The organism is Ewingella sp. C233 (genome assembly GCF_055407225.1).
In genome coordinates this window covers 199,939-226,055 of sequence record NZ_JBUZRI010000003.1, presented here as the reverse complement: position 1 = coordinate 226,055, position 26,117 = coordinate 199,939, and the positions used below count along the sequence as shown (strand labels likewise).

General features: G+C 50.3%; 27 protein-coding genes. 9 read left to right on the top strand and 18 right to left on the bottom strand.

What is annotated here, in order from left to right; translation table 11 throughout:
- Positions 1–15: 15 nt before the first annotated feature.
- The 3 genes from ACZRKO_RS16285 (at position 16) to ACZRKO_RS16275 (ending at position 3,453) form a co-directional block, all read left to right on the top strand.
- On the top strand, positions 16–960 hold the full coding sequence (locus ACZRKO_RS16285; RefSeq protein ID WP_463738294.1) for a glycosyltransferase family 2 protein: 945 nt from the start codon (positions 16–18) through the stop codon (positions 958–960).
- A gap of 3 nt (positions 961–963) precedes the next feature.
- Entirely contained in the window at positions 964–2,076 is a 1,113-nt protein-coding gene (locus ACZRKO_RS16280) for a glycosyltransferase (RefSeq protein ID WP_463738293.1), read from the top strand.
- Positions 2,077–2,238: 162 nt separating this feature from the next.
- Positions 2,239–3,453: an O-antigen ligase family protein gene (locus tag ACZRKO_RS16275; protein WP_463738292.1), complete on the top strand. Its 1,215-nt coding sequence runs from the start codon at positions 2,239–2,241 to the stop codon at positions 3,451–3,453.
- 118 nt (positions 3,454–3,571) lie between these two features.
- On the opposite strand, the gene ACZRKO_RS16270 is transcribed toward ACZRKO_RS16275, so the two are convergent.
- The 4 genes from ACZRKO_RS16270 to mutY all read right to left on the bottom strand — a co-directional run bounded on the left by ACZRKO_RS16270 (position 3,572) and on the right by mutY (position 7,222).
- Positions 3,572–4,513: a hypothetical protein gene (locus tag ACZRKO_RS16270; RefSeq protein WP_463738291.1), complete on the bottom strand. Its 942-nt coding sequence runs from the start codon at positions 4,511–4,513 to the stop codon at positions 3,572–3,574.
- Between the two features lie 203 nt (positions 4,514–4,716).
- On the bottom strand, positions 4,717–5,796 hold the full coding sequence (gene mltC, locus ACZRKO_RS16265) for a membrane-bound lytic murein transglycosylase MltC (protein WP_463738290.1): 1,080 nt from the start codon (positions 5,794–5,796) through the stop codon (positions 4,717–4,719).
- An 82-nt stretch (positions 5,797–5,878) separates the two neighbouring features.
- Positions 5,879–6,151, bottom strand: coding sequence for an oxidative damage protection protein (locus ACZRKO_RS16260; RefSeq protein ID WP_463738289.1), 273 nt, complete (start codon positions 6,149–6,151; stop codon positions 5,879–5,881).
- Positions 6,152–6,160: 9 nt separating this feature from the next.
- Positions 6,161–7,222 (bottom strand): A/G-specific adenine glycosylase, encoded by a 1,062-nt coding sequence (gene mutY, locus ACZRKO_RS16255; protein ID WP_463738288.1) that lies wholly within the window; start codon positions 7,220–7,222, stop codon positions 6,161–6,163.
- A 217-nt stretch (positions 7,223–7,439) separates the two neighbouring features.
- Between mutY and trmB the strand changes: the two genes are divergently transcribed.
- The 4 genes from trmB to ACZRKO_RS16235 all read left to right on the top strand — a co-directional run bounded on the left by trmB (position 7,440) and on the right by ACZRKO_RS16235 (position 10,287).
- Positions 7,440–8,159, top strand: coding sequence for a tRNA (guanosine(46)-N7)-methyltransferase TrmB (gene trmB, locus ACZRKO_RS16250; RefSeq protein WP_463738287.1), 720 nt, complete (start codon positions 7,440–7,442; stop codon positions 8,157–8,159).
- Positions 8,159–8,485, top strand: coding sequence for a YggL family protein (locus ACZRKO_RS16245; protein ID WP_463738286.1), 327 nt, complete (start codon positions 8,159–8,161; stop codon positions 8,483–8,485). Before trmB ends, ACZRKO_RS16245 begins: the two co-directional genes overlap by 1 nt.
- A gap of 117 nt (positions 8,486–8,602) precedes the next feature.
- On the top strand, positions 8,603–9,532 hold the full coding sequence (gene glsB / locus ACZRKO_RS16240) for a glutaminase B (protein ID WP_463738285.1): 930 nt from the start codon (positions 8,603–8,605) through the stop codon (positions 9,530–9,532).
- A gap of 26 nt (positions 9,533–9,558) precedes the next feature.
- Entirely contained in the window at positions 9,559–10,287 is a 729-nt protein-coding gene (locus tag ACZRKO_RS16235) for a YggN family protein (protein ID WP_463738284.1), read from the top strand.
- Positions 10,288–10,356: 69 nt separating this feature from the next.
- Here ACZRKO_RS16235 and hemW read toward each other — a convergent pair whose 3' ends face one another.
- From hemW to ACZRKO_RS16205, 6 genes are read right to left on the bottom strand one after another with little or no spacing between them, the layout of a single operon-like run.
- Positions 10,357–11,493, bottom strand: coding sequence for a radical SAM family heme chaperone HemW (gene hemW, locus ACZRKO_RS16230; protein WP_463738283.1), 1,137 nt, complete (start codon positions 11,491–11,493; stop codon positions 10,357–10,359).
- Positions 11,486–12,094: an RdgB/HAM1 family non-canonical purine NTP pyrophosphatase gene (gene rdgB / locus ACZRKO_RS16225; protein ID WP_463738282.1), complete on the bottom strand. Its 609-nt coding sequence runs from the start codon at positions 12,092–12,094 to the stop codon at positions 11,486–11,488. Before rdgB ends, hemW begins: the two co-directional genes overlap by 8 nt.
- 33 nt (positions 12,095–12,127) lie before the next feature.
- A complete protein-coding gene (gene yggU / locus ACZRKO_RS16220; RefSeq protein WP_463738281.1) occupies positions 12,128–12,433 on the bottom strand; it encodes a DUF167 family protein YggU in 306 nt (101 codons plus the stop codon).
- On the bottom strand, positions 12,430–13,014 hold the full coding sequence (locus ACZRKO_RS16215) for a YggT family protein (RefSeq protein WP_463738280.1): 585 nt from the start codon (positions 13,012–13,014) through the stop codon (positions 12,430–12,432). Before ACZRKO_RS16215 ends, yggU begins: the two co-directional genes overlap by 4 nt.
- A gap of 21 nt (positions 13,015–13,035) precedes the next feature.
- Positions 13,036–13,857: a pyrroline-5-carboxylate reductase gene (gene proC, locus ACZRKO_RS16210; protein ID WP_463738279.1), complete on the bottom strand. Its 822-nt coding sequence runs from the start codon at positions 13,855–13,857 to the stop codon at positions 13,036–13,038.
- A gap of 52 nt (positions 13,858–13,909) precedes the next feature.
- On the bottom strand, positions 13,910–14,620 hold the full coding sequence (locus ACZRKO_RS16205; RefSeq protein ID WP_463738278.1) for a YggS family pyridoxal phosphate-dependent enzyme: 711 nt from the start codon (positions 14,618–14,620) through the stop codon (positions 13,910–13,912).
- 21 nt (positions 14,621–14,641) lie between these two features.
- On the opposite strand from ACZRKO_RS16205, the gene ACZRKO_RS16200 reads away from it, so the two are divergent.
- The gene (locus ACZRKO_RS16200; RefSeq protein WP_463738277.1) at positions 14,642–15,691 is read left to right on the top strand and encodes a type IV pilus twitching motility protein PilT; all 1,050 of its coding nucleotides are present in this window, start codon (positions 14,642–14,644) and stop codon (positions 15,689–15,691) included.
- Here the strand turns inward: ACZRKO_RS16200 and ruvX are convergent.
- The 8 genes from ruvX to metK all read right to left on the bottom strand — a co-directional run bounded on the left by ruvX (position 15,639) and on the right by metK (position 22,982).
- A complete protein-coding gene (gene ruvX / locus ACZRKO_RS16195) occupies positions 15,639–16,076 on the bottom strand; it encodes a Holliday junction resolvase RuvX (RefSeq protein ID WP_463738276.1) in 438 nt (145 codons plus the stop codon). The two genes, ACZRKO_RS16200 and ruvX, sit on opposite strands and share 53 nt — an antisense overlap.
- On the bottom strand, positions 16,076–16,639 hold the full coding sequence (locus tag ACZRKO_RS16190; RefSeq protein ID WP_463738275.1) for a YqgE/AlgH family protein: 564 nt from the start codon (positions 16,637–16,639) through the stop codon (positions 16,076–16,078). Before ACZRKO_RS16190 ends, ruvX begins: the two co-directional genes overlap by 1 nt.
- A gap of 73 nt (positions 16,640–16,712) precedes the next feature.
- A complete protein-coding gene (gene gshB / locus ACZRKO_RS16185) occupies positions 16,713–17,663 on the bottom strand; it encodes a glutathione synthase (protein WP_463738274.1) in 951 nt (316 codons plus the stop codon).
- A gap of 11 nt (positions 17,664–17,674) precedes the next feature.
- The gene (gene rsmE, locus ACZRKO_RS16180) at positions 17,675–18,406 is read right to left on the bottom strand and encodes a 16S rRNA (uracil(1498)-N(3))-methyltransferase (RefSeq protein ID WP_463738273.1); all 732 of its coding nucleotides are present in this window, start codon (positions 18,404–18,406) and stop codon (positions 17,675–17,677) included.
- Positions 18,407–18,617: 211 nt separating this feature from the next.
- Complete coding sequence (gene endA / locus ACZRKO_RS16175; RefSeq protein ID WP_463738272.1) at positions 18,618–19,352, bottom strand: deoxyribonuclease I; 735 nt, start codon at positions 19,350–19,352, stop codon at positions 18,618–18,620.
- A 93-nt stretch (positions 19,353–19,445) separates the two neighbouring features.
- Complete coding sequence (locus tag ACZRKO_RS16170) at positions 19,446–19,967, bottom strand: SprT family zinc-dependent metalloprotease (RefSeq protein WP_463738271.1); 522 nt, start codon at positions 19,965–19,967, stop codon at positions 19,446–19,448.
- An 87-nt stretch (positions 19,968–20,054) separates the two neighbouring features.
- Positions 20,055–21,449 carry a sugar porter family MFS transporter gene (locus ACZRKO_RS16165; RefSeq protein WP_463738270.1) on the bottom strand — a complete coding sequence of 465 codons (1,395 nt, stop codon included), beginning with the start codon at positions 21,447–21,449 and terminating at the stop codon, positions 20,055–20,057.
- Positions 21,450–21,830: 381 nt separating this feature from the next.
- Complete coding sequence (gene metK, locus ACZRKO_RS16160) at positions 21,831–22,982, bottom strand: methionine adenosyltransferase (RefSeq protein ID WP_463738269.1); 1,152 nt, start codon at positions 22,980–22,982, stop codon at positions 21,831–21,833.
- 876 nt (positions 22,983–23,858) lie between these two features.
- Between metK and speA the strand changes: the two genes are divergently transcribed.
- Complete coding sequence (gene speA, locus ACZRKO_RS16155) at positions 23,859–25,841, top strand: biosynthetic arginine decarboxylase (protein WP_463738268.1); 1,983 nt, start codon at positions 23,859–23,861, stop codon at positions 25,839–25,841.
- Positions 25,842–26,117: the final 276 nt, after the last annotated feature.

Sequence of the window (26,117 nt, the reverse complement as noted above, 5' to 3'; positions counted from 1 at the left end):
GGCTCAAGGTTTAAAATGAATAGTGAAAGAGTTGATGTCATATTGGCGACCTATAATGGCATGTGTTATCTGGAAGAATTGCTTGATTCAATTCTTAATCAGACCCACAAGAATATAACAATATTTGTCAGTGATGATGGTTCAACCGATGGTACATGGGACATAGTATTAAATTATTCTGCCAGAGATCCTCGAGTCATTCCAATTAGTAATGTTAGGCAGGGGGGGGTTATTAATAATTTCAATAATGCTCTAAGGAACTCAACCAGTCAATATATTATGTTTGCTGATCAAGATGATGTATGGTTAGATGATAAAGTACAATCTATGTTGAGTGCCATTAAACTCGAAGAGTTATCTGTTGGTAACCTTAAGCCTGCGCTTGTTTTCTCTGATTTGACTGTTGTTGATTCAAAACTTGGAGTAATAGGTAGTAGTTTTTATAGGTCAAATAAACTCGATCCTTCTAATAATAAAAAGCTTAGATATATTTTATGGCGTTCAACTGTATATGGATGTACTGTAATATTTAATCGGAGACTATTCGTAAAGTCAGGTTTGGTTCCTGACTGCTCACCTATGCATGATCAATGGTTTGCGTTACAAGCGATATTACATGGGAAAATAGCTTATCTTGAGCAGCAAACTATTTTGTACCGGCAGCATGAAAATAATGTCGTAGGATCACATAATAAGAATTTTATTTCTAAACTATTGAATGCAAAAAAAAATATTCTATCGATAAAAAAGATGACAAAAAAATGCATAGCACAATTTAATAAGCTAAATCGTGAAGGCGATGTAGATAAAATATTAAATTCAAGCTATGGCTCTCTTTCTTTTACAAAAAGAGTGTTGTTTGCATATGATAATATATTTCCTTTCTTCATGGAAAGAAAAGTTTATGCTGCTATTTTTATATTTTACTTTTTATTTACAACGAATGATTCTGAGGAGTAAGCTATGAAAGTTGTTCTTTCTGGTGTCAGCATGAAGGAAGGCGGTATTCTTACCATTTTTAGAGAAATAATCTCTGCATTTTCTAAATTGGATAATATTGAACTTATATGCCTCGTACATGATAAACGTTTATTTCCTGGTTTCGAGAGTAATGATATTCAATGGCTGGAATTTCCAGAAATAAAACAAAGCTGGTTTTCCAGGATAAATTTTGAATATTTTTACAGCAAGAAATTAAACAATAAATTACAAGCAGATATCTGGTTTTCTCTTCACGACATGTCAGCTAATGTCTTTAATTGTAAACAGTTCGTATATTGCCATAATCCATCTCCTTTTTTTAAGGGAAGATATGTAGATTATAAGTACGATAAAAAATTCTGGTTGTTTACTTTATTCTATAAATATCTTTATAAAATAAATGTTAAGAGAAATACAGCAGTGGTTGTTCAGCAGTCCTGGATTGCAGATAAATTTTATTCGTGGTTTACACCGAAAAACATCATTATTGCAAGGCCAGTATGCGAGGGGAAGAGCGCTATTGTTGATGTGCCAAAGCTATTTGTAGAGTATGAGGATAAAGTTAAACTTTTCTATCCGGCCTTCCCCAGGACATTTAAAAATTTTGACGTTATTATTGATGCTTTCAATATTTTAAAAATAAAGGGATTTCAGCATCAAGTCACACTGACTCTTACCTTTGATGCCCAAACGAGCCGTTATGCAGAATATGTTGTTCATAAATGCAAATCTCTTGGCCTGGAAAATATTCATTTCTCTGGAGTGCTGACCAGGGACGAGATGGTACAATATTACAACAAATGTGACGTGGTAGTTTTTTCATCAAAATTAGAAACCTGGGGATTACCAATAAGCGAAGCAAAAGAATATAGAAAACCTATTCTATTGGCGGATCTTCCTTATGCGCATGAGACTTTGGGTGACTATAGTCAGGCGAGATTTTTTGATTGTGATAATTCTACTGAATTATCTGAAGTTTTGTTGAGTATTATAAATAAAAAATATGGGGTCTTTGAAAACATACATTACATTGATGATTGTGATTTCGAAAAATGCAATAATTGGGATGAGTTGGTCAGAGTTGTTTTAGCTTAACTTCACATGCTGAAAGGTAATGTTTAAATTGGAATTGCTGTCTATAATAAAAGATTTTTTCTAATTTAATTACTGTTAGGACTTGTTTTTATCTATATATTTAATGCTGCGACCGAACTGTGTTAATTATTTAAATGGCAGTTAAATCAATATGGGATAGATATGAATATTAAATTGCGTGTTGATTTTTTCATAAAAGCATTTCTGTTTGTTAGCATTATTTTGCCTGCGGGCACTGTTTTTGATATCAATGTAAAGATGCTTTCGCTAGCATTATTGCTTGGCGTCTTTATTGTGCAATCAGATGGTGCAAGTATCGTCAGGCTTATAAGGTTTTTACTTCCCACGGTAATATTTATTTGTTTCTTTTCGTTGTATGCATTTCTTAGTGCCGCCAGTAACGGATATGTGTTGTTCCAGGCTAAGGACATATTTGTTTTTATCTTGATGGCATCAATAGCTTATGCCTTTGTTAAACCAGCACGGGTAGAGTCCGTAATAGTAAATAGCATAATAGACATTATGTGTATTGTGGCAATAATTAAGATAATTCTAACAACTGTGGCATTCTCTACAGGAGTACCTGTATCAACAATAGTTAAATATATTGCGGATTTGTTTAAAATTCAAATAATGACCTTAGATATTGAAAGTGTTGCCTTGGGGAGAATAAACTTTCCTTCTGACTCAGTCCTTCCTATTGCCGTATTCTTCACAGCGTGTAAAGTTTTCAACTCTGGATCCCAAAAATCTGATTATATTAAATTCGGACTGATTTGTTTTTCACTTTTGATTAGTATGTCCCGTTATCAATGGGCTGCATCAGCCATATCGTTGATTTTAGCAATGAGTTGTTATATAACAAAAAAGAAATCAGTAATATCAATCGTCATTATGTTTGTTGCCGTCATTTCAGTAGTTAGCATCCCCTCTGTTAACTCAATGATTTCGGAAAGGTTCAATGACAAGCAAACGTCCTCTTCAGATAGAACTAGGAACATTCAATCTAATTATCTAAATGAGAAAATAGAACAAAAGCCTTTAATGGGGTATGGGTTAGGTTATTATATTCCCGGGAAAACTCGAAGTGAAGTTACTCCTTATGCATATGAGTTGCAAATTCCGGCACTTGTTATGCAAATAGGTATAGTGGGAACAACTATTATATTTTTCCTCATAACTATTCCTATTGCGATGACTATGCGAGGAACTAAATTTAAATTCAAAGTCAGTATGGCGGTAATAACTATGCTCTGGCTTGCTTCTGGCTTCTTTAATCCGGCACTGTTCTCATCAAGTGGTGGTGCTGCTTTTCTCCTACTTTATGCCCTCGGAAACACACGGTCATTGAATTGGGAAAAAATTGAGACGGATTAAATAACTTCGCACGAGGTTAGGTATCGAGATTAGATGGTGATATTGCATTTGAGTTAATCATCTTTCAGATGATTTCTGAGTGTCTGCATGAAGTATGGGTTAATAAAATAATGTACAATCAGCGTTCATATTTATATATCTTTCGCTCTTCCAGAAAGTACGGTATCAGGCTTGCATGTGAGTGTTGATTACCATCATAGCTAATGCTTTCGGGATGTTTATTCCAACTCTGGAATATCACATCATCGGGTATTTCAATACCAGCATTCATATAGCTATCTATATTTTTCCTGGCACTTATCATCCAAAAATTATCTGGCCCGGTACTTTTTGTTGCATTAAATATGACCCCGAACCTCACTCCCTCTTTTCGCGCTGTCTCCATTACAGATGGAAGTGTCTGCCTCCAGTTTTCCTCCCAAACAACGTCTGCATGCAGAAAATCAAGAGGTCTTCCCGTCGTTTTTTTATATTCAGATAGCCACGTGTTCATCTCTGTAAGATAGTCTTTTCCATACTGTTCAAGGGGTTCTATATCACCAACTTTAGCATTTGGAAACACCTGCCAGATATATTGAAGATTGTTATTTATCTCATTGGCAACCTGACTGATGGGATAATTAGGGGAGAATTGATTAACTTTCTTTTGGTGTCCAAAGAATATAACTTCATCCATTGCCACGTATTCGAGCGTTCCGCCGGCAGATTTAATCTTATCCACTATTTTTTTTGAAAAGCCGGGCGCAGAAAAACCTTCAATTTCGTATCCAGTCCCATTTTCTTGCCATGTCATCGCTGGCCACTCGACAGCAATGGAGATATTATTCTCTCTGAGGAATCTGAATTTCTCTTTAAGCTCGGGCAACGGGGTGCCCATTATCCCCTGATAGTAGAATTTATAGACATTGATATTGCTGCGCGCTTTTTTCCATCCTTCATCCTGGGCTCTATCGGAAAGAAAGTCCGATTTGTTTGGACTAAACCAGATTTGGGTATTAGCTTTAGCTACGGTAACAAATAACGAAATATAGAGGATGGAAATAGATATAGCTTTATTCATGAAAACCTCGTAGCTAATATGGCTATCAGGTAATGCAGCGTCACCGACGGTCATCATTTCATTAATGAAATGATGACCGTCGGTGATAATGCTAATTACTAATAACGGGCCAGGCAAAAATTGAGTTGCACCGCCAGGAATTTGTTAGAGATCCGACTGAGAGACCATTCAATCCTTCGGACTCATTTTATTTCCCAAACCCTTCAATCAATCCTTCGGTAACTCTTCTGCGTATTATTCACTTTATACAAATAACGGCGTGACTCACCAGACGGGTGTTTGGTGGTAAGAGTGGTGTAAACGTCGCCTGGCGCCATATTGTTGATAATATTAAACGCCTGAGTTTTATTGCTGTTGAACACGCGTAATACGCTGCCCGCGCCGCCGTTGTAGGCGGTGATCACCGCATAACGTTTAGACGTCGGGTTGTTGATATTCCCGAGGTAAACGTTCTGCAACATCGCTAGATACGCGGTACCTGTGTTGATATTATTTTGTGGATCAAACAGATAGCTTCGGCTTGGTTTGCCCCATTTGCCTTCTGATTTAAACACGTCAACGCCAGCAGTATGCTGCACTACCTGCATCAGACCCAGCGCATCGGCATTACTCACCGCATACGGGTTAAAGGCGGACTCAGTCTGCATGATCGCCAGTATCAATGACTGATCGACGCCATATTTTGCGGAGGCTTCGCGCACCATTGGCAGGTATTTATGCGCACGTTTATTCAGGTGATTTGGCACCATCTGAATCGTAACGGAATAAATGATGTGCAGCCCCGACTGGCGGCGCTGCAACTTATTCTGTACCAGATAATCAGCGAAACTGGCAGCGCGGCCCTGCCAGCGGATAGGCTGCCCGGTGTTGTCCAGCACCTGACCATACAGCATCGGTTCTTTACTGATCTGGATGTCATTGGCGTCCGAATAAAGGTCAACGTTGCCCGGATCTTCACCGACCAGCAACGTGCTGATGATGGCCTGACGCAGGTTTGCCGCCGGATCGGTACCGGCAATGGTTTCGATGGTGATGGTACCAGCATCAAAGTTGATATGGCTGCGGGTATAGTATTGATCGCTGTATTTTACGTAGTCTTTCGGTCCGGCGATCAGGACTTCATTCAGCCCCCAGATGTTCTCGATATTGTGGGCAAACTGGCCCATCAGAATATCGAAGCCGTTGGTATCCTTGACGTAAGCTTCATTAAACGAGTCTTTCTTGCTGCCGGAGCAGGAGATCAACATCGGCGCGATAACCAGCAAAGCTAAAATTTTCTTCATCTTTGAACCATTTCTGGTGAAAGAAGCAGGCCCCCGAAAGCGCCTGCCTTATATGTTTATTCTGAGGAATGCTTAGAGATAATTAGCTGGAAGGCGGCGTATAGCCTTCGATGTGCACGTCCTGACCTTCAAACAGGAAATTCACCATCTCCTGCTCCAGCAATTTACGGTCTTCCGGGTTCATCATGCTGAGTTTTTTCTCGTTGATCAGCATGGTTTGCTTGCTCATCCACTGCGACCAGGCTTCTTTTGAAATCTCATTAAAAATACGTTTGCCAATCTCGCCCGGATAAAGCTGGAAGTCCTGACCTTCCGCATCACGCTTTAAAAAAGTGCAAAAAATCGTTCTGCTCATACTGATTCCTTATTTAGCTAGCTGGCTGGAGTGCGCTTTTGCCAGTTGAGAAAGTAAACGTTCAACCGGCGCGGCCAGCCCGACGGATTGTGGTTGCGCTAAGTTATACCAGAGACCCGCACCTTCATCCATGCAACCTGGTATTGAGCGCAGATTTAGCCACATCGGGACGATATCCAGATGGAAATGGCTGAAAGTGTGACGAAAAGAAGTCTGCTGTTGCAACTGATCAAGGGTAACGCCATATTTTTTGACGCCGCTTTCCAGTTCATCCGTACTCGCAAACTGTGGGAAGCAGAACAAGCCGCCCCACAGCCCGACCGGCGGACGTTGCTCAAGCCAGACGCCGCCATCTTGCTGCATCATCAGCATATATGCGGTTCGTTCCGGCAAGGTTTTCTTGGGTTTTTTACCCGGATATTTTGCCCAACTGTTGTGTGCGTAAGCTTCACAGCGCGTCTTCAGCGGACAAAGCTCACACTTGGGTTTGGAACGGGTACAGACCATCGCCCCCAGATCCATCATCGCCTGATTAAACTGTTCGACGCCTTTAGCCGGCGTGACCTCTTCGGCGATCTGCCACAGGCGGTTTTCAACCTTTTTCTCACCCGGCCAGCCATCTACGGCGTAGCAGCGCGAGAGTACGCGTTTCACGTTGCCGTCGAGAATCGGGTGATGCTGGCCCAGGGAGAGCGACAGTACCGCACCTGCGGTGGAACGGCCAATGCCGGGGAGGGCGTTAACGGCTTCGAAGTCGGTCGGAAATACGCCGCCATGCTCAGCGGCAATGGTCTGCGCCGCTTTATGCAGATTGCGCGCGCGGGCGTAATAACCGAGCCCGGTCCACAGATGCAGGACTTCATCCTGCGGGGCGGCCGCCAGATCGTTGACCGTTGGAAAACGGGCCATAAAGCGTTCAAAATAGGGAATGACGGTCGCAACCTGCGTTTGTTGCAACATCACCTCTGAGAGCCATACTTTGTAAGGCGTTTTTTCGAGCTGCCACGGCAGCGTTTTACGGCCATAGCGTTGGTACCAGTCCAGCACCAGAGGCGCGAAGTTCTGTATCATAGGTGAGTGGCAAATCCGGCAGGATGAAAAGTCAGGGCGGGATCACATCACAGACGCCGGAGGGTGTAAACCGGAAGTTTCCGACCTGTTTATACCCGCAAGGCTTGCTTATCGGGCAGAGGTTTGGATAATGCGCCATTCGCTGTTTTGTTGCCTAACCGCTACTGCCCAACCGCGCACTGCTGAGAACAGCATTGCCCTATAGAGTGAAAGCCCTATGAAAAACGACGTCGTTTCCCCGGAGTTCGATGAGAGCGGTCGCGTTATGCGCCGTATCCGCAGTTTTGTTCGCCGTCAGGGCCGCCTGACCAAAGGTCAGCAACATGCGCTCGACACTCTCTGGCCGGTGATGGGCGTTGAATATGAGGCACAGCCGCTAGACATCGACGCGCTGTTTGGCCGTGCTGGTCCCGTTGTGCTGGAGATCGGTTTCGGCATGGGGACCTCGCTTGTAACCATGGCTGCGCAAAAGCCCGAACAAAATTTCATCGGTATTGAAGTGCACTCGCCTGGCGTCGGTGCCTGTCTGGCAACGGCGCAGGAAGAGGGCGTCAGCAACCTGCGCGTGATGTGTCACGATGCGGTCGAAGTGCTGGAAAAAATGATTCCCGATGGCTCGCTGGACATGGTGCAGCTATTCTTTCCTGACCCGTGGCATAAAGCGCGTCATAATAAGCGCCGCATCGTTCAAACGACCTTCGTTGAACTGCTGCGCAGTAAATTGAAAGTGGGCGGCGTATTCCATATGGCAACCGACTGGGAGCCTTACGCCGAACATATGCTTGAGGTGATGACCAGCCTTGAAAACTGGACTAACCTGTCGCAAGAAAATAACTATGTACCGCGCCCTGAATCGCGCCCGGTCACTAAGTTCGAAATGCGTGGACAGCGTTTAGGCCACGGCGTATGGGATCTGATGTTTGAGAGGAAGCAATAATGGCCAAGAATCGTAGTCGTCGTTTACGTAAGAAGTTACACATTGCCGAGTTCCAGGAACTGGGCTTCTCGGTAAAATGGCGTTTCGCGGAAGGCACCCCGGTTGAAACCATCGACGAGCAACTGGACGCGTTCATCGAAGGCGCGATCGAGCCGAACAAACTGGCCTTTGACGGCAGCGGCTACCTGCAATGGGAAGGTTTGATTTGCCTGCAGGACATCGGTCATTGCACCGACGAGCATCGCGCTCTGGTTAAAAAATGGTTGGAAGACCATAAGATGGAAGATGTTGAAGTCAGCGAGTTATTCGATATCTGGTGGGACTGAATCTGCCGTCATCCTTTGAACTGCCTTGATGCGACTCGAAGGATTTAGGCAGATCCTGCGGGATGGCTAAAAAATAAAAGGTGCCTTCTTGGCACCTTTGTTACATCTGGAGTTGCGATGTTGGCTACTGAATTAGATAACCGCTTACTCGAAGAGATCCTTGCGCAGGTGCGCCCGCTGATTGGCCGTGGCAAAGTCGCGAGCTATATTCCGGCGCTGGCCGATGTCAGCCCTGACAATTTGGGCATTGCGGTGCACACCACCTCCGGGGAGACCTTCAGCGCCGGCGATGCCGACACCCGTTTTTCCATTCAGTCCATTTCCAAAGTGCTCAGCCTGACGCTGGCCTTGACCCGTTATCAGGAGAGTGAAATCTGGCAGCGCGTCGGCAAAGAGCCGTCGGGTCAGCCTTTTAACTCACTGGTACAGCTTGAGCTGGAGCAGGGTAAACCGCGTAACCCGTTTATCAACCCCGGCGCGCTGGTGGTATGTGATTTACTGCAAACCCGCCTGACGGCACCCAAGCAAAGAATGCTGGAAGTGGTGCGTCAACTGGCCGGACAGCCAGATATCAACTACGATCGGCACGTAGCGCGTTCAGAGTTCGAACATTCTGACCGTAATGCGGCCATCGCGTATTTAATGAAATCTTTCGGTAATTTTGACAACGACGTCATCACCGTTCTCCATACCTATTTTCATTATTGTGCGCTGCGTATGAGCTGTGCAGAACTCGCGCGCACCTTCGTCTATCTGGCGAATAAGGGCCAGCCGCTGGGCGCTGAAGATGCACTGATTCAGCCGCGCCAGGCGCGCCAGATCAACGCGCTGATGGTCACCAGCGGCATGTATGACGGCGCCGGCGAGTTCGCCTACCGCGTGGGAATGCCGGGGAAATCCGGCGTGGGAGGGGGCATTATTGCCATCGTACCGGGCGAGATGTGCATTGCCGTCTGGTCACCCGAACTTGACCCCGCAGGGAACTCTTTGGCCGGAACCGCTGCCTTAGAGAAACTGGCGCAACGAATTGGCCGTTCAATATTTTAATTGTTTGCTGTCTGAAGGGAGAGAACATGGAATTCAAAACGGGATCGAAACTGGGCCTCGCGGCACTGCTGGCAATGACCGCGTGGAGTGCACAGGCGGATTACCAGTGCAATGTGAACCCGCAGGAAGACGTGGTGATCACGCCGCAGAATGTCCAGGTGATAGGGGCTAACAGTAGCTTGCAGATCACCCCGAACGGTGATGTATCACAGAACGGCAAAGAGCTTACCCTGAGCGCCAAACAGCGTCAGGAAGCTATTGATTATCAAGCCTCGCTACGCCGTGACCTGCCGTGGATTGACCAGGGTGCCACCGCGCATCTGGAGAAAGGCCGTGTGGCGATGGACAAAGTGATCGTCCAGCAGCTCGGCAGTGAAAGCAACGTGCGTAACCGCCTGACGACGCTGGACACTCAGCTGAAACAGCAGATGAACCGCATTATCGAACATCGCCCTGACGGCCTGACGTTCCATCACAAAGCCGTCGAGCAGGTAAAACAGGATGGTCAGCATATTCTGGAGCAAAGCATGGGGGGCGTGATGCAAGACAGCCTGAATGAAATGGGCGTCAAGCAAGCGACCAGCGGCGGCAACCCGCTACAGGCGGTGATGGGCAATCTTGGCGGGCTGCAACAGGCCGTACAGAACGAGTGGAGTAAGCAGGAGCAAGACTTCAAAAAATTCGGTGATGATGTCTGTAACCGAGTGAAAGCACTTGATAAACAACACAAGACGTTGCTGGCCGATCTTAAATAAATCTGTCCTGCGTAACGCATAAAAAAGAGGCCTGTACGCAGGGCCCCTTTTTTCGTTGTCTTCTTTCGTCTACTCGTCGAGAAACAATTCCAGCAGCGAATTCAGGAACAGTTTCCCATGCTGCGTGATCTGCCAGTGTGAATCTGTTTCCAGCAGATAATTTTTCGCAATGGCTTCATCAAGCTGAGCGCGGATCACGCTTTCGTCCAGACCAGTATAAACCGCAAACTCTTCACGTGGCGCTGCTTCCAGCAATCGAAAACGGTTCATAAAGAATTCGAACGGCAGTTCGCTGGTAGCCACGTCATGCTGTTTATCCATGTAGCGACCCTGCATATAGCCGCGCGGATGTTTGGTTTTCACCGTCCGCAGGATCTGCCCGTCGGGCTGAGTCAGTTTGCCGTGGGCACCGCAGCCAATACCCAGATAATCGCCAAAACGCCAGTAGTTTAGATTGTGCTGGCACTGATATCCCGGTTTTGCATAAGCCGAGGTTTCATATTGCTGATAACCGGCCGCAGTCAGTAACTGGTCGCCCTGTTCGAAAATATCCCACAGCGCATCGTCATCCGGTAGCTTTGGCGGGCGGGAGGCATACAGGGTGTTGGGCTCAATCGTCAGCTGATACCACGACAGATGCGGCGGATTAAGCGCAATGGCCTGACGTAAATCATCCAGCGCCTCTTCCAGCGTCTGATCCGGTAATCCGTGCATCAAATCAAGATTAAAACTGCGAAGATTCAGGTCGGTCGCCAGATATGCGGCACGCTTGGCTTCATCCGGGCCGTGAATGCGTCCCAGACGCTCCAATTTCTGCGCACTGAAACTTTGCACGCCAATAGAGATGCGGTTCACACCGGCGCGCTGGTAAGCGCTGAAGCGGTCTGCTTCGACCGTACCTGGATTGGCTTCCATCGTGATTTCAGCGTCTGCCGCCAGCGGCAAACGGGCACGCACGCCGTCGAGCAGATTTTGCATCGCCGTTGCGCTCAGTAAACTGGGGGTTCCGCCGCCAATGAAAATCGTCTTCACGTCACGGCCAGCAGCCAGATGCAAATCAGCATCTAGATCGGCCAGCAGATGTGCCACATAGTCGTCGTGCGGTACTTCGCCTTTCAGCGCGTGTGAATTGAAGTCGCAGTACGGGCATTTCTGCACGCACCACGGAATGTGGATGTAAAGACTCAGCGGCGGTAACTTACGCATTATTCTGTGATTTCTCTTTCATAGCGTCTAACAGTAATTTCAGTGCCTGGCCGCGGTGAGACACGGCGCTTTTCTCTTCGCGCGTCAGTTCAGCAGCGGATTTTCCCAGTGTCGGAACGTGGAATATCGGATCATAACCGAAGCCGCCTTTACCCGCTTCTGTAAACAGGATTTCGCCATCCCAGCTGCCGTGGCAGACCACCGGCGTTGGATCTTCAGCATGACGCATATAGACCAGTACACAATGGAATTGCGCACTGCGCTGGCCTTGTGGAACGTCTTTTAACGTCACCAGCAGCTTGTCGAGGTTCTGCTGGTCGCTGGCGTCAGCGCCAGCGTAGCGGGCGGAGTAGATACCCGGTGCACCGCCGAGAACGTCAACGGCCAGACCGGAGTCATCGGCAATCGCAGGCAGGCCGGTGATGGCGGCGGCATGGCGCGCTTTCAGAATGGCGTTTTCGATAAACGTCAAGCCGGTCTCTTCTGCGGAGTCCACGCCCAGTTCCGTTTGTGCGACCACGTCGAGGCCGAAATCAGCTAGCAGATGGGCGAGTTCGCGCACTTTACCGGGATTACCGGTAGCTAAAACGACTTTTTGCATAAAATAACGTCCTGAAGACCATCTGGAATGAATTTATTCAGCGAGCAGTACCGCGACCTCAGCCGGGATATTTTGCGGATTCGTAATGCGGACTTGTTTATGGCGGCCCAGCTCGCCCTTTTCAATGCAGACCTGACTTTTGGCGACTTTAAACTGTTTGGCGAGATATTTCACCAGGTGCGTATTCGCCTGACCGTCAACCGGCGGTGCGGTGATGGCGACTTTAAGTTCGTCGCCATGCAAACCGACCAGGCTGTCACGGCTGGCTTTGGGCTGGATAACCAGCCGCAAAACCAGGTCGTCAGACTGCCAGTAAACCGGGGAGGGTCCTGATGTCATTGAGCGAGCAGGGCATTCGAGGTGAAGAAATCCTGCGTCCAAAGCCCGCCGAGCAGATCCATACCGAGATAATTCAGCATGTAGAGAATCAAAATCACAATCATCGCTGAGAAATCAATCCCGCCCATGGCCGGCAAAACGCGGCGGATGGGTGACATAAGGGGTTCAGTAAGCTGCATCAGCAGAAAATCCATTGGCCCGCGCCCCTGGCTTACCCAACTCATCAGTGAACGGATAATAATTAACCAGAAGACCAATAACCCGGCAGCCTTCACCAGGCTAATCAGACCCACAAGTAACATGATGGGTTCTAACGGGAAAACCCCGTACTTGATCAGGAAAAATAACGGCAATTTCAGCGTGGTGATGATGAAAGCCAGCAACAAGCTCGCGCTGTCAATCGGCCCAAGCGGTGGAAGAATCCGACGCAATGGCCGGATGACCGGTTGAGTAATCTTCACCACAAACTGAGAAAACGGATTATAAAAATCAGTACGAGCCCACTGCATCCAGATGCGCAGCAGTAAAACCATGACGTAGAGGTCAATCAATGTGTTGACCAGGAAAGTCAGCGTTAACATGCGTTACCTTTGATATGTAAATTAAAACAGTTTTTCCATTTCCTGCGCGCGGGTAATGGCGGCCTGCATGGCCACGGAGACTATCTCCGGTAATTTGCGGTCGGTGAAAACTTTAAGCGCTTCAAACGTCGTGCCACCTTTGGAGGTTACGTTCTCACGCAGTTGTGACAATGGCGTGTCCGGGCTGGCGGCAACCAGTGCAGTAGCACCACTTGCGGCTTGTTCAACCAGCATACGCGCCGTTTCGGCATTGAATCCTAAACGTTCGGCTTCGGCTTGCATAGCTTCCATAAACAGGAAGAAATAGGCTGGCGCACTGCCTGCGGCAGCAATAATATGGTTGATGCCCTCTTCGGTATCAACCCAGCACACTTTGCCGACGGCCGTCATTAACTCACTGCTGTACTCTCTGTCCTGCGGGCCCACCTCTTCTGGCGCAAACAGGCCGCTCATGCCTTTACCCACCAGTGACGGAGTATTGGGCATGATACGCACGATATTGAGCTTTTCGCCCAGCAGCGAACGGAAACGCGCCACGCTAATGCCTGCGGCAATCGACAGTACCAGTTTGCCGCTGAAATCCACTTCTTTTTGCAGTGATTTACATACGTCGGCCATCAGTTGCGGTTTCACCGCCATAACAACGACGTCGGCTTCCTGCGCACTGGCCACATTGTCATCACTGCTTATCACGCCATATTTTGACGCCAGCGGATCACGGTTCTTGCCGGAAGGGGCGCAGACGCTGATCAATTTTGCCGGATAGCCGCTTTCAACCAGACCAGAAATAATGGCCCCTGCCATGTTACCGGCGCCGATAAAACATAATTTGCGATGTTGCATGGTGCTCCTTGGTGAAAATTTGAGGTCTGTCTGGATATGGGAATGAATTCGCTTAAGCGTAGTCACGCGCACCAAATATGGCGGTGCCAATACGCACCATCGTACTGCCTGCGGCGATGGCGGCGGGCATATCGTCGGTCATGCCCATCGACAGGGTGTCGAGCTGCGGATATCGCGCCCTGAGCGCGTCGAAGGCGCTGCGCATCTGGATGAAAACGGCTAACTGACGCGCATAATCGTGCTCGACGGCCGGGATAGCCATCAGGCCGCGCAGGGTAAGACGCGGCATTTGGCTTATCTGAGCGGCCAGCGCATCAACATCACTCAGCGCAATGCCGGATTTACTGGCTTCATCGCTGATATTGACCTGAATCAGCACCTGCAAGGACGGCAAGTTTTCCGGGCGCTGCTCGTTCAGGCGCTGGGCGATTTTCAGACGATCTACCGTGTGGCACCAGTCAAAATTCTCTGCCACCAGACGGCTCTTATTCGATTGCAGCGGGCCGATAAAGTGCCAGGTCAGTGCGGGCTGATGTCCGGCAAAGTGCGCAATCTTCTCCACGCCTTCCTGCACATAGTTTTCACCGAACGCCAGCTGACCGGCTGCGATCGCTTCTTCGACAGCGCTCGCAGGTTTAGTTTTACTGACTGCAAGCAGCGTAATTTCTTCCAGAGGCCGCTCGCAGCGCTGTGCAGCGGCTGCGATTTGCTCGCGAACATCCTGTAAGTTCTTACCAATCGTGTGTGGCTGACTAAGGCTCATAGGGACTCAGGAGATTTTAAAATGGATATCGATGAATTTGTGGAGCTTAGTGTAAAGCAAAATGCCTCAGATCTGCACCTTTGTGCCGGGCATCAGCCGATGTTGCGAAGCCAGGGAGAATTAAGGCCGATGGAAAATATGGCAAAAATCACGCCGGAAAATATGCAGTGGCTGAGTGACACCTGGCTGGAACCCACGCAGCACGCCGAATTGCAGCGTAAAGGCCAGACTGACGGTGCTATTACGCTGGAGAACGGTTTGCGCCTGCGGGTGAACTTCTTCCGACAACTGCATGGGCTTTCCGCCGCGCTGCGCCGTGTACCGCAAAGCTGCCCGAGGCTCGAACAGCTTCATGCGCCGCCGATCGTGGCAGACCTGACGGAATATGAAGACGGGCTGATTTTGGTCACGGGAGCGACCGGCAGTGGCAAATCCACCACGCTGGCGGCCATGATTGACCATCTGAACCGCATCTGCGCCCGGCATATTATTACGCTGGAGGATCCGATTGAATTTATTCACAGCAGCCAGCGCTGCCTGATTCAGCAACGGGAACTGGGTAAACATACGCAATCCTTCAGCGATGCCGTTCGCGGCGCGCTGCGCGAAGATCCGGACGTTTTACTGCTCGGCGAACTGCGCGACGCCGACAGTATCCGGCTGGCACTGACGGCGGCGGAAACCGGGCATCTGGTGCTGGCGACGCTGCATACCCGTAACGCCACGCAGGCGGTTGACCGGCTGGTGGACGTATTTCCGGCAGAGGAAAAAGGTTTTGTTCGTGCACAGTTGGCGGGCAGCCTGCGGGGTATCGTTGCACAGAAATTGATATCGGGAAGAGAAGGGGAGCGGGTAGCGCTGTTTGAGGTACTGACTTCAACGCCAGCGGTGGGGAATTTGATCCGCGAAGGCAAGACGTATCAGCTGGCGGATATTTTGCAAACCGGCTCGCAGGCCGGTATGCAAACCTTTGAGCAGAGCCGGTTACAGCGCATTGCCTGCGGGCTTATCCCTGCCGTCACGGCGGTGCTGGCTGACTCCACTGCTTCTCAAACCAGCTTTCCAGAATGATCACCGCAGAAGCGGCATCCACGCTGCCTTTATCCAGCGCGCGGAATCCGCCGCGATCAAACAAGTCAGCGCGGGCTTCCACGGTGCTCAGGCGTTCATCATGCAGTTCAACCTGCACGCCAAAACGGCCATGCAGGCGGTTGGCAAATTTGCGCGCGCGGGCAGTCAGGGGTTGTTCTGTGCCGTCCATGTTCAGCGGCAGGCCAACGACCACTACATCGGGCAACCACTCTTTGAGCAGTTTTTCGATCTTCTGCCAGTCCGGCGTGCCGTCCTGCGCTTTGAATGACGTCAGTGGACGGGCGGTGCCGGTGACTTCCTGGCCGATAGCCAACCCGATGCTTTTAGTGCCGAAGTCAAAGGCGAATACGGTGCGGTTTGCCATTATGCGTGACCTGCGTGCGTGGCGAGCTGGCCGACATCAATACCGATCATTTTTGCGGCCTCGCGCCAGCGGTCAGCGACCGGCGTGCTGAACAGAATATCGCTGCTGGCTTCGATGGTCAGCCAAGCGTTATCCAGTAACTCTTTTTCCAGCTGGCCTTGTTCCCAGGCAGCATAACCGAGTGCAACCAGCACATTTTTAGGCTGTTCGGCAGTGCCGAGTGTTTCGAGCACGTCTTTAGAGGTGGTGATCATGGTGGTGTCTGAAATCTGAATACTTGAACCAAAGCCGCTGCGTGGCGTATGCAAAATAAAACCGCGATCATCTGCCAGCGGGCCGCCGGAAAAGACCGGGCGATCAAGACGGATAGCCGGGTCGCGTGGCGTCGGCGAGATCTCCAGCTTATCGAGCACGTTTTCAACGGTGAAGTCTTCGACCAGTTTATTAATCACCAGGCCCATTGCGCCGTCTTCATTATGTTCACAGACATAAATGACCGAACGCTTGAACATGGGTTCATCCAGTCCGGGCATAGCAATAAGAAAGTGATGTTGTAAGTTCATGGTATGTAGAATGTTTAGCCTCAGTGAATAAAGACAGCGTAATGAAATTACGCTGTCTTGCTGCGTGTTCGGCTTAGCGTGCGGCTAAGCGTTTTTCGATGGCATCCATCAGCATACCGGTGACGGAAATTGGGAATGCGGCTTCAATTTCACGAGCACAGGTCGGACTGGTGACGTTAATTTCAGTCAGGCGGTCGCCAATGATATCCAGACCAACAAAAATCAGTCCTTTTTCTTTTAAAACTGGCGCGACTTTACGGGCAATAGCCCAGTCACTTTCGGTCAGCGGGCGTGCTTCACCACGCCCACCTGCGGCCAAATTACCACGGGTTTCGCCTTGCGCCGGAATACGAGCCAGACAGTATGGAACCGGCTCACCGTCGACCACCAGAACGCGTTTGTCGCCGTCTTTAATCGCCGGCAGATAATTCTGCGCCATACAGAAACGGCTACCGTGCTCGGTCAGCGTTTCAATGACCACAGATACGTTTGCGTCTTCCGGTTTCAGGCGGAAGATGGATGCGCCACCCATGCCGTCCAGCGGCTTGAGGATCACATCGGTGTGCTCTTTATGGAACGCTTTTAGCTGCGCGGCATTGCGGGTCACCAGCGTATCAGGCGTCAGTTCCGGGAACCAGGCAGTGAACAGCTTTTCGTTACAGTCGCGCAGACTTTGCGGTTTGTTGACGATCAGGGTGCCTTTCTCTTCCGCGCGCTCAAGAATGTAAGTGGCGTAAATGAATTCGGTATCAAACGGCGGATCTTTACGCATCAGGATCACGTCCAGTTCCTGCAGCGCAATGTCCTGCTCGGTGCCAAATTCGTACCAGCCGTCGTAATCCTGTTTAACACTCAGTTTACGGGTGGTTGCACGGCCTTCACCGCCGCGCAGATACAGAGAATTCATCTCCATATAATGCAGTTCATAACCACGGCTTTGCGCTTCCAGTAGCATAGCGAAACTGGTGTCTTTTTTGATGTTAATGGACGAGATAGGGTCCATTACGATGCCAAGCTTGATCATTTGGTCTCCTCTTAACCCAGATCGCCGAAACGAACCTGTAAGGCTGTTATCGCGGTGAGTGCTGTGGTTTCTGTACGCAGAACACGGGGTCCCAGCAGGATATCAGTAAATCCATAGCCGGAGGTCATTGCAATTTCATCGGCGGACAAACCGCCTTCCGGGCCGATGAGCAGGCGAACGTGGTTCACTGGCAGCGGCAGGGTATTAATGCTGTGGCTGGCGCGTGGATGCAGGTTCAGCTTCAGGCTGTCATCCTGCTCGGCACACCAGGCTTCGAGCTGCATCGCGGGGCGGATTTCCGGAATACGGTTACGGCCACACTGCTCGCAGGCGGCAATGGCAATTTTCTGCCACTGCTGCAATTTCTTCTCCAGACGTTCGCCGTCAAGCTTGACGCCGCAACGCTCAGAAAACAGCGGGGTGATGGTATTCGCGCCCAGCTCGATGGATTTCTGAATGGTGAACTCCATCTTCTCACCGCGTGAAATCACCTGACCCAGATGCAGATTCAGCGGGGATTCGTTGTCGGCCAACACGCCTTCGCTCAGGCTGACGCGCACACTTTTCTTATCAACCTGCGTAATGCTGGCTTCGAAGACCTGATTACTGCCGTCAAATAATTGAATCATCTGGCCGGTCTGCATCCGCAAAACGCGTCCGACGTGGTTGGCGGCATCTTCGCTGAGCGCAATGTCGCTCTGGGCGCTCAGGGGTTCCGGATGATAAATGCGGGGTATGCGCATGTGAGGCTGCTGTCCTTGAAATTTGAGAGAAAGTATTTTGGCGATATTGCTTCACAATGTCGCGAGCAAATGTGCCCAATACCCTAAATAATTCGAGTTGCAGGAAGGCGGCAAAGGAAGGCATCCCGATAATCTGACACTTGTCAGTGATTCGGGGGACCGAGTGCAGCCAACGCACCCGCAGCTTGAAGTATGACGGGTATATAGTAGGTTAGCCTTTTCGTTGCTGGCAAGCCTGTAAAACGTAAGGATTGTGATTTCCCTGTACGTTGGCGATGCGGCTGTCGCGCTCACATTCCCAACCTGTCACCGGATACTGGCGGTCCCACGCGGTGAAAAGCTGTGTCTGCTGGCGGGATAAATTCAGCTTATAGCGGTCACGCATATAAAAGTAGGTGCGGGCAATCGCGCCGCGTGCACGGGCCGGTGGCTCGGCGGATTTGGCTTTAAAATCGACTTTCATCTCGCAGCGTCCGTACTGGCCTTCGCCACCGTTCCACTGGCCTTCGCCACCGTTCCACTGGCTGTACATGAAGTTATTGCGGTCGCCATTTACTTCACCAATCGCTGGTTGAAGGTTATGCAGGTCGGTTTCCAACTGACGATAATCGGCGTTTTTCGCACAATTTTTTCGCCCGCCATCCTGCCAGCACTGCATCTGGTGGCCAAACTGCCACGCGGGAACCACATGTTCCCATTCGATCCGGCTGGCGCGCTGTTCACTTTTACGCACCGTGTAGCCACAAGATTTTAAATCCGGCGTGCCTTTTTTGCCCTGCCAGCTGATGTCACAACCGCAATAAAACGTCTGTGCACCTTGATTAATTTTGACCGCGGCGGCTTTGGCCTGACTGAAATTATTGATGTCTTTGCCGGACTGGCTGAATGCACTGACCGGGACGAGTGCCGCGATAAACAGAAAGGCTGAAAGCGTTTTACGAAACATGTTTCTGAATGACCTGATGTGAAAAGGTCGGAAGGGTAACGGATGCGACGCGGTGTGACAATGAGACATTGCTGCTATTTAGTGATTGAAAAATCAGCAGTTAGTGGTGCCTTTGACATTGAAGCGTAACAGTTCGCCGCAATGGCGGCAGCGATATTCTGCCTCTTTTCGCATCACACGGTTGTGACGGCGCACGGTGAGCTGATGGTCCTGGCAGCCACACAAATAGGGATAGGTTTTGCTTTGCACTGAGGCGGTTCCGAATTTGTGGGTGCGGCTGGCACTGACGCCCAGCACATGTTCCATCACCCAGCGCCACTCTTTGCCATGCGGTGCGGCGTTGCGGCCAAAACGGCGGTAGACCAGCAGATGCGCCAGTTCGTGCGGGACAACTTCATCCACAAAAGGCTGCTGATTCTCGACCAGCAAGATGGGATTGAGCCGGATTTGCCAGTGTTGCAGGTAGGCGCTGCCCGCGCTGGTGCCGCGTTGCTGATAGCTGATTTCCGGTTCGGGATAATCCGTACCGAAATGCGCATTGGCCAGCTGGAGTTTTTCCCGCAGACAGCGCATAACGGCTTGTTGCAGGGCGATGGGGAGTCGGGGGCTTTTCATCAGGCGAAGAATAAATCGGGGCGGGGGGAGATGCAATAACCGGGGGCGTATTATCGCCCCCGGTGGGTACTGGCACACTGGCTAAATTTACTTACCGATATCGCGCAGCGGTTCGCCTTTCATCAGGTTACGTTCGATGTGTTCCAGAGAAACGTTTTTCGTTTCAGGGATCAACGCAATAGTGATGAAGATGAACACCACGTTCAGCGCGGCGTAGACCCAGAAGGTATTGGCGTTGCCGAGGGTATCGAGCATGGTTAGGAAGGTTGCGCCGACAATCATGTTGGCGATCCAGTTAGTCGTTGTAGATACGGTAATACCAAAGTCACGTCCGCGCAGTGGCTGAATTTCAGAACACAGCACCCAAATCAGCGGACCGGCACTCATGGCAAAACCAACGATGAACATCAGCAACATGGCGATGGAGAAGTATTTCGCCGCGTCAGATTCCACACCGATGTGCAACATAGTTCCCAGAATGCCCATACCGACCGCCATCACCAGGAAGCCCAGTTTCAGCGTAGGTTTGCGGCCCCAGCGGTCAACCAGACCGATGGCAATGAAGGTCGCCAGTACGTTAACGACCCCGACGATCACCGTGCCCCACATCTGCTGAGAGGTGCTGGCAAACCCGGCGATACCGAAGATTTTCGGTGCGTAATACATGATGACGTTCATACCGGTGAACTGCTGCATCACCTGTAACAGGATGCCGAGGTACACCGCACGGCGGAAGTTTTTGTTGCTGGTAAATAGACCCCAGCCGCTCTGTTTAATTTTCAGGCTTTCGCGGATTTCATCCAGCTCGCTTTTTGCCTGCGCAGTGGAATCACGCAGTTTTTCCAGCACGCGGCGGGCTTTATCATCGTTGCCCCGTGCGGCCAGCCAGCGCGGGCTGTCGGGCAGGAAGAATACGCCAATCAGCAGCAGCAGCGCAGGCAGGGTGATCACGCCGAGCATCCAGCGCCATGCGCCGGTGTAACTGAAGCCGGTATCCGACAGATAGGCAGCCAGAATACCGATAGTGATCATTAGTTGGTACATGGAAATCATGCTGCCACGGATTTTCTCCGGCGCGATTTCCGACAGATAAACCGGTGCGGTATACGACGCGATACCGACGGCCAGACCCAGTAATACGCGGGCGACAATCAGCACTTCGGTGTTAGGGGCAAAGGCTGAACAGAGTGAGCCCACCACAAACAGTACCGCGCCAATCATCAGGCTGTATTTACGCCCGAGACGGAAGTTGAGCCAGCCACTGCCGATAGCACCGACGGCGGCACCAAACATCATCGAGCTGACCACCCACTCTTGCTGATGGCTGGTTATCTGGAATTCATGACTGATGAAAGGAAGGGCACCAGCAATAACACCGATATCCAGCCCGAACAGAAGGCCTGCCAGTGCGGCGAGAAAACAGACAAAGAAAGTGACGCTTTTATTCGAGCGTTTCTTTTTGCCATACGTTGAGTTACTCATCCTGCCTCCAAAAGATAGCAATAATGCTTAGCTTGTTATGTTATTTGCCCTTGCCCTGTCTGAAAGTGCGCCAGATCACAGAGTTGTAATCGCTTACACTTATTGATTCAGCGGCGGGTCAGCGGTGAGAAGCTTTTACGAAGTTAAGTGATGGGGGAAGGGATTGCGGGTCAGAGTAATACTGATTTTTTTGACTTAGATCAATCAAATGTTGAGTTGGCGCATAAAATATTGATTTAATCTATTCATTATTAAAGAGTTATAATTTGTAACCGCTTTCACTTCTTTCCATTCACTTGCATAAGTGTAGTCGTTAAAACGTAGGCAATAAAAAACCCTGCCAAAATGGCAGGGTTCTTTTAAACACTGGCTGCGCTGAAATTACAGGCTGGCAGCGTCACGCAGCTGTTCGGCACGGTCGGTTTTTTCCCAAGGGAAATGTTCGCGACCAAAGTGACCGTAAGCAGCGGTTTCTTTGTAGATTGGGTGCAGCAGATCCATCATCTGAATCAGACCGTAAGGACGCAGGTCGAAGAACTCGCGTACCAGCAGGGTCAGTTGCTCGTTGGAGATTTTACCGGTCCCGAAGGTTTCTACCATGATAGAGGTCGGTTCTGCCACGCCGATAGCGTAAGAAACCTGGATCTCACATCGGTCAGCCAGCCCGGCTGCCACGATGTTTTTTGCCACGTAACGCGCCGCGTAGGCCGCAGAGCGGTCAACTTTAGACGGATCTTTACCGGAGAACGCACCGCCACCGTGACGGGCCATACCGCCGTAGGTATCCACGATGATTTTACGGCCAGTCAGACCACAGTCACCCATTGGTCCGCCGATAACAAAACGGCCAGTCGGGTTGATGTGGTATTTGGTCCCGGCGTTCAGCCATTCTGCTGGTAATACAGGTTTGATGATCTCTTCCATCACCGCTTCCTGCAAATCTTTCAGCGCGATGTCTTCGGAGTGCTGAGTAGACAGTACAACGGCGTCGATACCGACGATTTTGCCTTCGTCATACTGGAAAGTGACCTGGCTTTTCGCATCAGGACGCAACCACGGCAGGGTGCCCGCTTTACGGACTTCGGCCTGACGCTGTACCAGACGGTGTGCGTAAGTGATCGGCGCTGGCATCAGCACGTCGGTTTCGTTGGTGGCATAACCAAACATCAGACCCTGATCGCCCGCGCCTTGTTCCAGCGGGTCAGAGCGGTCAACGCCCTGATTGATGTCAGGAGACTGCTTACCGATGGCGCTCAGTACGGCGCAGGAATTGGCGTCGAAGCCCATTTGGGAATTAACGTAGCCAATCTCACGGATGGTCTGACGGGTGATTTCTTCTACGTCGACCCAGGCGCTGGTGGTGATTTCACCCCCGACGAGGACCATGCCGGTTTTAACATAAGTTTCACATGCAACACGTGCTTTCGGGTCTTGTTCTAAAATTGCGTCCAGGACGGCATCGGAAATCTGGTCAGCAATTTTATCTGGATGTCCTTCTGAAACGGATTCGGACGTGAAGAGGTGTTTAGCCATTATGTTCTCTACCTTCATACAACGGGTTAGATATCACTGCATAGCACTGGGGAGGCTGGCAGATGAAGAGCGGAGCTCGCCATTGTCGCAATGCGTCCTGCATGTCCCCATAAGGCAAAGCCTTGAAGCAGTTTGACAGTTAATCCACATAGACGGATTAACATCTGGACGGCTATTTTAGGATAGCAGACGTGGCGAAAGCCAGTCATTTTTGTGATGAACATGGCGTTATTGTGCGGCTGTACAGTGATATTCACGCATGGAAACAATCTGCGGCACATTTTCATTTTGCAATTACAGCGGGTTGCCGGTATAAACGCCGCGCGCTCTGTTATTTCATTCTGCGGCGTATTCCAGTGATTACTGTTCTCTCAGCTCGAATGCCCGCGGGTGATGCGTGGCACGTGTGGAGGTGGTTAGGTTAATGACCCACTTTTTACCGCTTGTTACATTTCAACAGCCACCCCGGCAGACATTGTCTATCGATGCTGCACGCCTTTCTGAAAAATTTCTGTCATCAATCCGATGTTATAAACACTCTGTCCGCCGGACAGCCGCGTTTATGCAGCCTGACTATAGACAGCTCAGTTTGCGACATCCGGACGCTACTCAGCCAAATCGGGCCGGTTAACAGCCGCTTCCCCCATAAAAACTGACGTAGCCTGCAACCTTAGGGGCATTATCCCTATTGGTTTCTTCTGACCCGTTCCACGGAGTCTAATGATGAATTCTATAATCACATGAGTGAAAAACAATTTGCGAACCCTGGCGCGCAGGTTTTTATCCTGTCTGAAAGCCAGCCTTGCGGGTTGTTCTCACCTGTTGTTACTGCGATAGTGGCTGGCCATGTTGTCAGTGTAGAAAGAGGATTTACCTATGTCTGATGACATCCAGTCCCACCGTCCGTCACATGCGGGCGATACCGTTTCTTTGCGCTCCATGCAGGAGGTTGCCGTGAACGATCGTGATGCCAGCAAAATGCTGCGCACTTACAACGTTGCCTATTGGGGTAACAATTATTATGACGTCAACGAACTGGGCCACATCAGTGTTTGCCCGGATCCTGATGTCCCGTCGGCCCGCGTGGATCTGGCGCAGCTGGTGAAAGACATGCGCGAGCAGGACGGTCAGCGTCTGCCGGCACTGTTCTGCTTCCCACAAATTTTGCAGCATCGCCTGCGTTCGATTAATGCCGCCTTTAAGCGTGCGCGTGATTCGTTCGGTTACGAAGGCGATTACTTCCTGGTGTATCCGATTAAGGTCAACCAGCATCGCCGCGTGATTGAATCGCTGGTCGAATCCGGCGAACCGCTGGGTCTGGAGGCCGGTTCTAAAGCAGAACTGATGGCCGTACTGGCACATGCCGGTATGACCCGCTCGGTGATTGTTTGTAACGGCTATAAAGACCGTGAATACATTCGCCTGGCACTGATCGGCGAGAAGCTTGGTCACAAAGTTTATCTGGTTATCGAGAAGATGACGGAGATTAAACTGGTGCTGGAAGAGGCAGAACGTCTTAACGTGACTCCGCGCCTCGGCGTGCGTGCGCGTCTGTCGTCTCAAGGCTCAGGTAAGTGGCAGTCAAGCGGTGGCGAAAAATCCAAGTTTGGTCTGGCGGCCTCGCAGGTTCTGCAACTGGTGGAAATGTTGCGTGAAGCCAACCGTCTGGAAAGCCTGCAACTGCTGCATTTCCATCTCGGTTCCCAGCTCTCCAACATCCGTGATATCTCAACCGGCGTGCGTGAGTCTGCGCGTTTCTACGTTGAGCTGCACAAGCTGGGCGTCAATATTCAGTGCTTCGACGTCGGCGGCGGCTTAGGTGTGGATTATGAAGGCACCCGTTCGCAGTCTGACTGCTCGGTCAATTATGGCCTGAACGAATACGCTAACAACGTGATCTGGGGGATCGGCGATGCCTGTAATGAGCATGGCCTGCCGCATCCGACGGTGATCACCGAGTCCGGCCGCGCCGTGACTGCTCACCACACCGTGCTGGTGTCGAACATCATCGGTGTTGAACGCAACGAATTCCGTGATCCTATTGCCCCGGAAGATGATGCGCCGCGTGCGCTTGGCAGCATGTGGGACACCTGGAATGAGATGCATGACCCGCAAAGTCGTCGTTCGCTGCGCGAATGGCTGCACGACAGCCAGATGGATCTGCACGACGTTCATAGCCAGTACGCACACGGTATTCTGGATCTGACCCAGCGCGCCTGGGCGGAAGATATCTATCTGAACATCTGCAATATGATTCAGGGTCAGCTGGATCCAAGCAACCGCGCACACCGTCCGATCATCGATGAATTGCAGGAGCGCATGGCGGACAAACTGTACGTCAACTTCTCGCTGTTCCAGTCAATGCCGGATGCATGGGGTATCGATCAGTTATTCCCGGTTCTGCCGCTGGAAGGGCTGGATAAACCGCCGGTTGGCCGCGCCGTCTTGCTGGACATTACCTGCGACTCCGACGGCACTATCGATCACTACATCGATGGTGACGGCGTGGCGACGACGATGCCGATGCCTCCGTATGATCCGGAAGATCCGCCAGTACTGGGCTTCTTCATGGTCGGTGCGTATCAGGAAATTCTCGGTAACATGCACAACTTGTTTGGTGATACCGCCGCGGTCGACGTATTCGTCTTCCCTGACGGCAGCATCGAAGTGCAGCAATCCGACGAAGGTGATACCGTCGCCGATATGCTGGAGTACGTACAGTTGGATCCGAATGTTCTGCTGGCCCGTTTCCGCGATCAGGTGAAAGAAACCGATCTGGATGCAGAACTACAGGCGCAGTTCGTCGAAGAGTTTGAATCGGGTCTGTACGGTTATACGTATCTGGAAGAAGACGAGTAACAGCGCGCAATAATCCGGCTTGAAGCTGAGCCGGATTAGGGTAAAATTCGCGGCAATTGCTGTATAAAATAGTTATTGATATACCCGAATAATTCAAGTTGCAGGAAGGCGGCAAATGAAGGGATCCCGATGAGCTGGCATGAGTCAGTGATTCGGGTGACAGAATGCAGCTAACGCATCAGCGGCTTGAAGTATGAAGGGTAGAAATCCCTCTTCCGTCGGGCTAACGACGGGAAGGGATTTTTTTTCATCTATACTTCACCACTGCGTAACGGC

Coding starts and splice junctions, on each gene's coding strand:
- ACZRKO_RS16285 (WP_463738294.1), top strand. CDS start 16: ATGAATAGTGAAAGAGTTGATGTCATATTGGCGACCTATAATGGCATG.
- ACZRKO_RS16280 (WP_463738293.1), top strand. CDS start 964: ATGAAAGTTGTTCTTTCTGGTGTCAGCATGAAGGAAGGCGGTATTCTT.
- ACZRKO_RS16275 (WP_463738292.1), top strand. CDS start 2,239: ATGAATATTAAATTGCGTGTTGATTTTTTCATAAAAGCATTTCTGTTT.
- ACZRKO_RS16270 (WP_463738291.1), bottom strand. CDS start 4,513: ATGAATAAAGCTATATCTATTTCCATCCTCTATATTTCGTTATTTGTT.
- mltC (WP_463738290.1), bottom strand. CDS start 5,796: ATGAAGAAAATTTTAGCTTTGCTGGTTATCGCGCCGATGTTGATCTCC.
- ACZRKO_RS16260 (WP_463738289.1), bottom strand. CDS start 6,151: ATGAGCAGAACGATTTTTTGCACTTTTTTAAAGCGTGATGCGGAAGGT.
- mutY (WP_463738288.1), bottom strand. CDS start 7,222: ATGATACAGAACTTCGCGCCTCTGGTGCTGGACTGGTACCAACGCTAT.
- trmB (WP_463738287.1), top strand. CDS start 7,440: ATGAAAAACGACGTCGTTTCCCCGGAGTTCGATGAGAGCGGTCGCGTT.
- ACZRKO_RS16245 (WP_463738286.1), top strand. CDS start 8,159: ATGGCCAAGAATCGTAGTCGTCGTTTACGTAAGAAGTTACACATTGCC.
- glsB (WP_463738285.1), top strand. CDS start 8,603: ATGTTGGCTACTGAATTAGATAACCGCTTACTCGAAGAGATCCTTGCG.
- ACZRKO_RS16235 (WP_463738284.1), top strand. CDS start 9,559: ATGGAATTCAAAACGGGATCGAAACTGGGCCTCGCGGCACTGCTGGCA.
- hemW (WP_463738283.1), bottom strand. CDS start 11,493: ATGCGTAAGTTACCGCCGCTGAGTCTTTACATCCACATTCCGTGGTGC.
- rdgB (WP_463738282.1), bottom strand. CDS start 12,094: ATGCAAAAAGTCGTTTTAGCTACCGGTAATCCCGGTAAAGTGCGCGAA.
- yggU (WP_463738281.1), bottom strand. CDS start 12,433: ATGACATCAGGACCCTCCCCGGTTTACTGGCAGTCTGACGACCTGGTT.
- ACZRKO_RS16215 (WP_463738280.1), bottom strand. CDS start 13,014: ATGTTAACGCTGACTTTCCTGGTCAACACATTGATTGACCTCTACGTC.
- proC (WP_463738279.1), bottom strand. CDS start 13,857: ATGCAACATCGCAAATTATGTTTTATCGGCGCCGGTAACATGGCAGGG.
- ACZRKO_RS16205 (WP_463738278.1), bottom strand. CDS start 14,620: ATGAGCCTTAGTCAGCCACACACGATTGGTAAGAACTTACAGGATGTT.
- ACZRKO_RS16200 (WP_463738277.1), top strand. CDS start 14,642: ATGGATATCGATGAATTTGTGGAGCTTAGTGTAAAGCAAAATGCCTCA.
- ruvX (WP_463738276.1), bottom strand. CDS start 16,076: ATGGCAAACCGCACCGTATTCGCCTTTGACTTCGGCACTAAAAGCATC.
- ACZRKO_RS16190 (WP_463738275.1), bottom strand. CDS start 16,639: ATGAACTTACAACATCACTTTCTTATTGCTATGCCCGGACTGGATGAA.
- gshB (WP_463738274.1), bottom strand. CDS start 17,663: ATGATCAAGCTTGGCATCGTAATGGACCCTATCTCGTCCATTAACATC.
- rsmE (WP_463738273.1), bottom strand. CDS start 18,406: ATGCGCATACCCCGCATTTATCATCCGGAACCCCTGAGCGCCCAGAGC.
- endA (WP_463738272.1), bottom strand. CDS start 19,352: ATGTTTCGTAAAACGCTTTCAGCCTTTCTGTTTATCGCGGCACTCGTC.
- ACZRKO_RS16170 (WP_463738271.1), bottom strand. CDS start 19,967: ATGAAAAGCCCCCGACTCCCCATCGCCCTGCAACAAGCCGTTATGCGC.
- ACZRKO_RS16165 (WP_463738270.1), bottom strand. CDS start 21,449: ATGAGTAACTCAACGTATGGCAAAAAGAAACGCTCGAATAAAAGCGTC.
- metK (WP_463738269.1), bottom strand. CDS start 22,982: ATGGCTAAACACCTCTTCACGTCCGAATCCGTTTCAGAAGGACATCCA.
- speA (WP_463738268.1), top strand. CDS start 23,859: ATGTCTGATGACATCCAGTCCCACCGTCCGTCACATGCGGGCGATACC.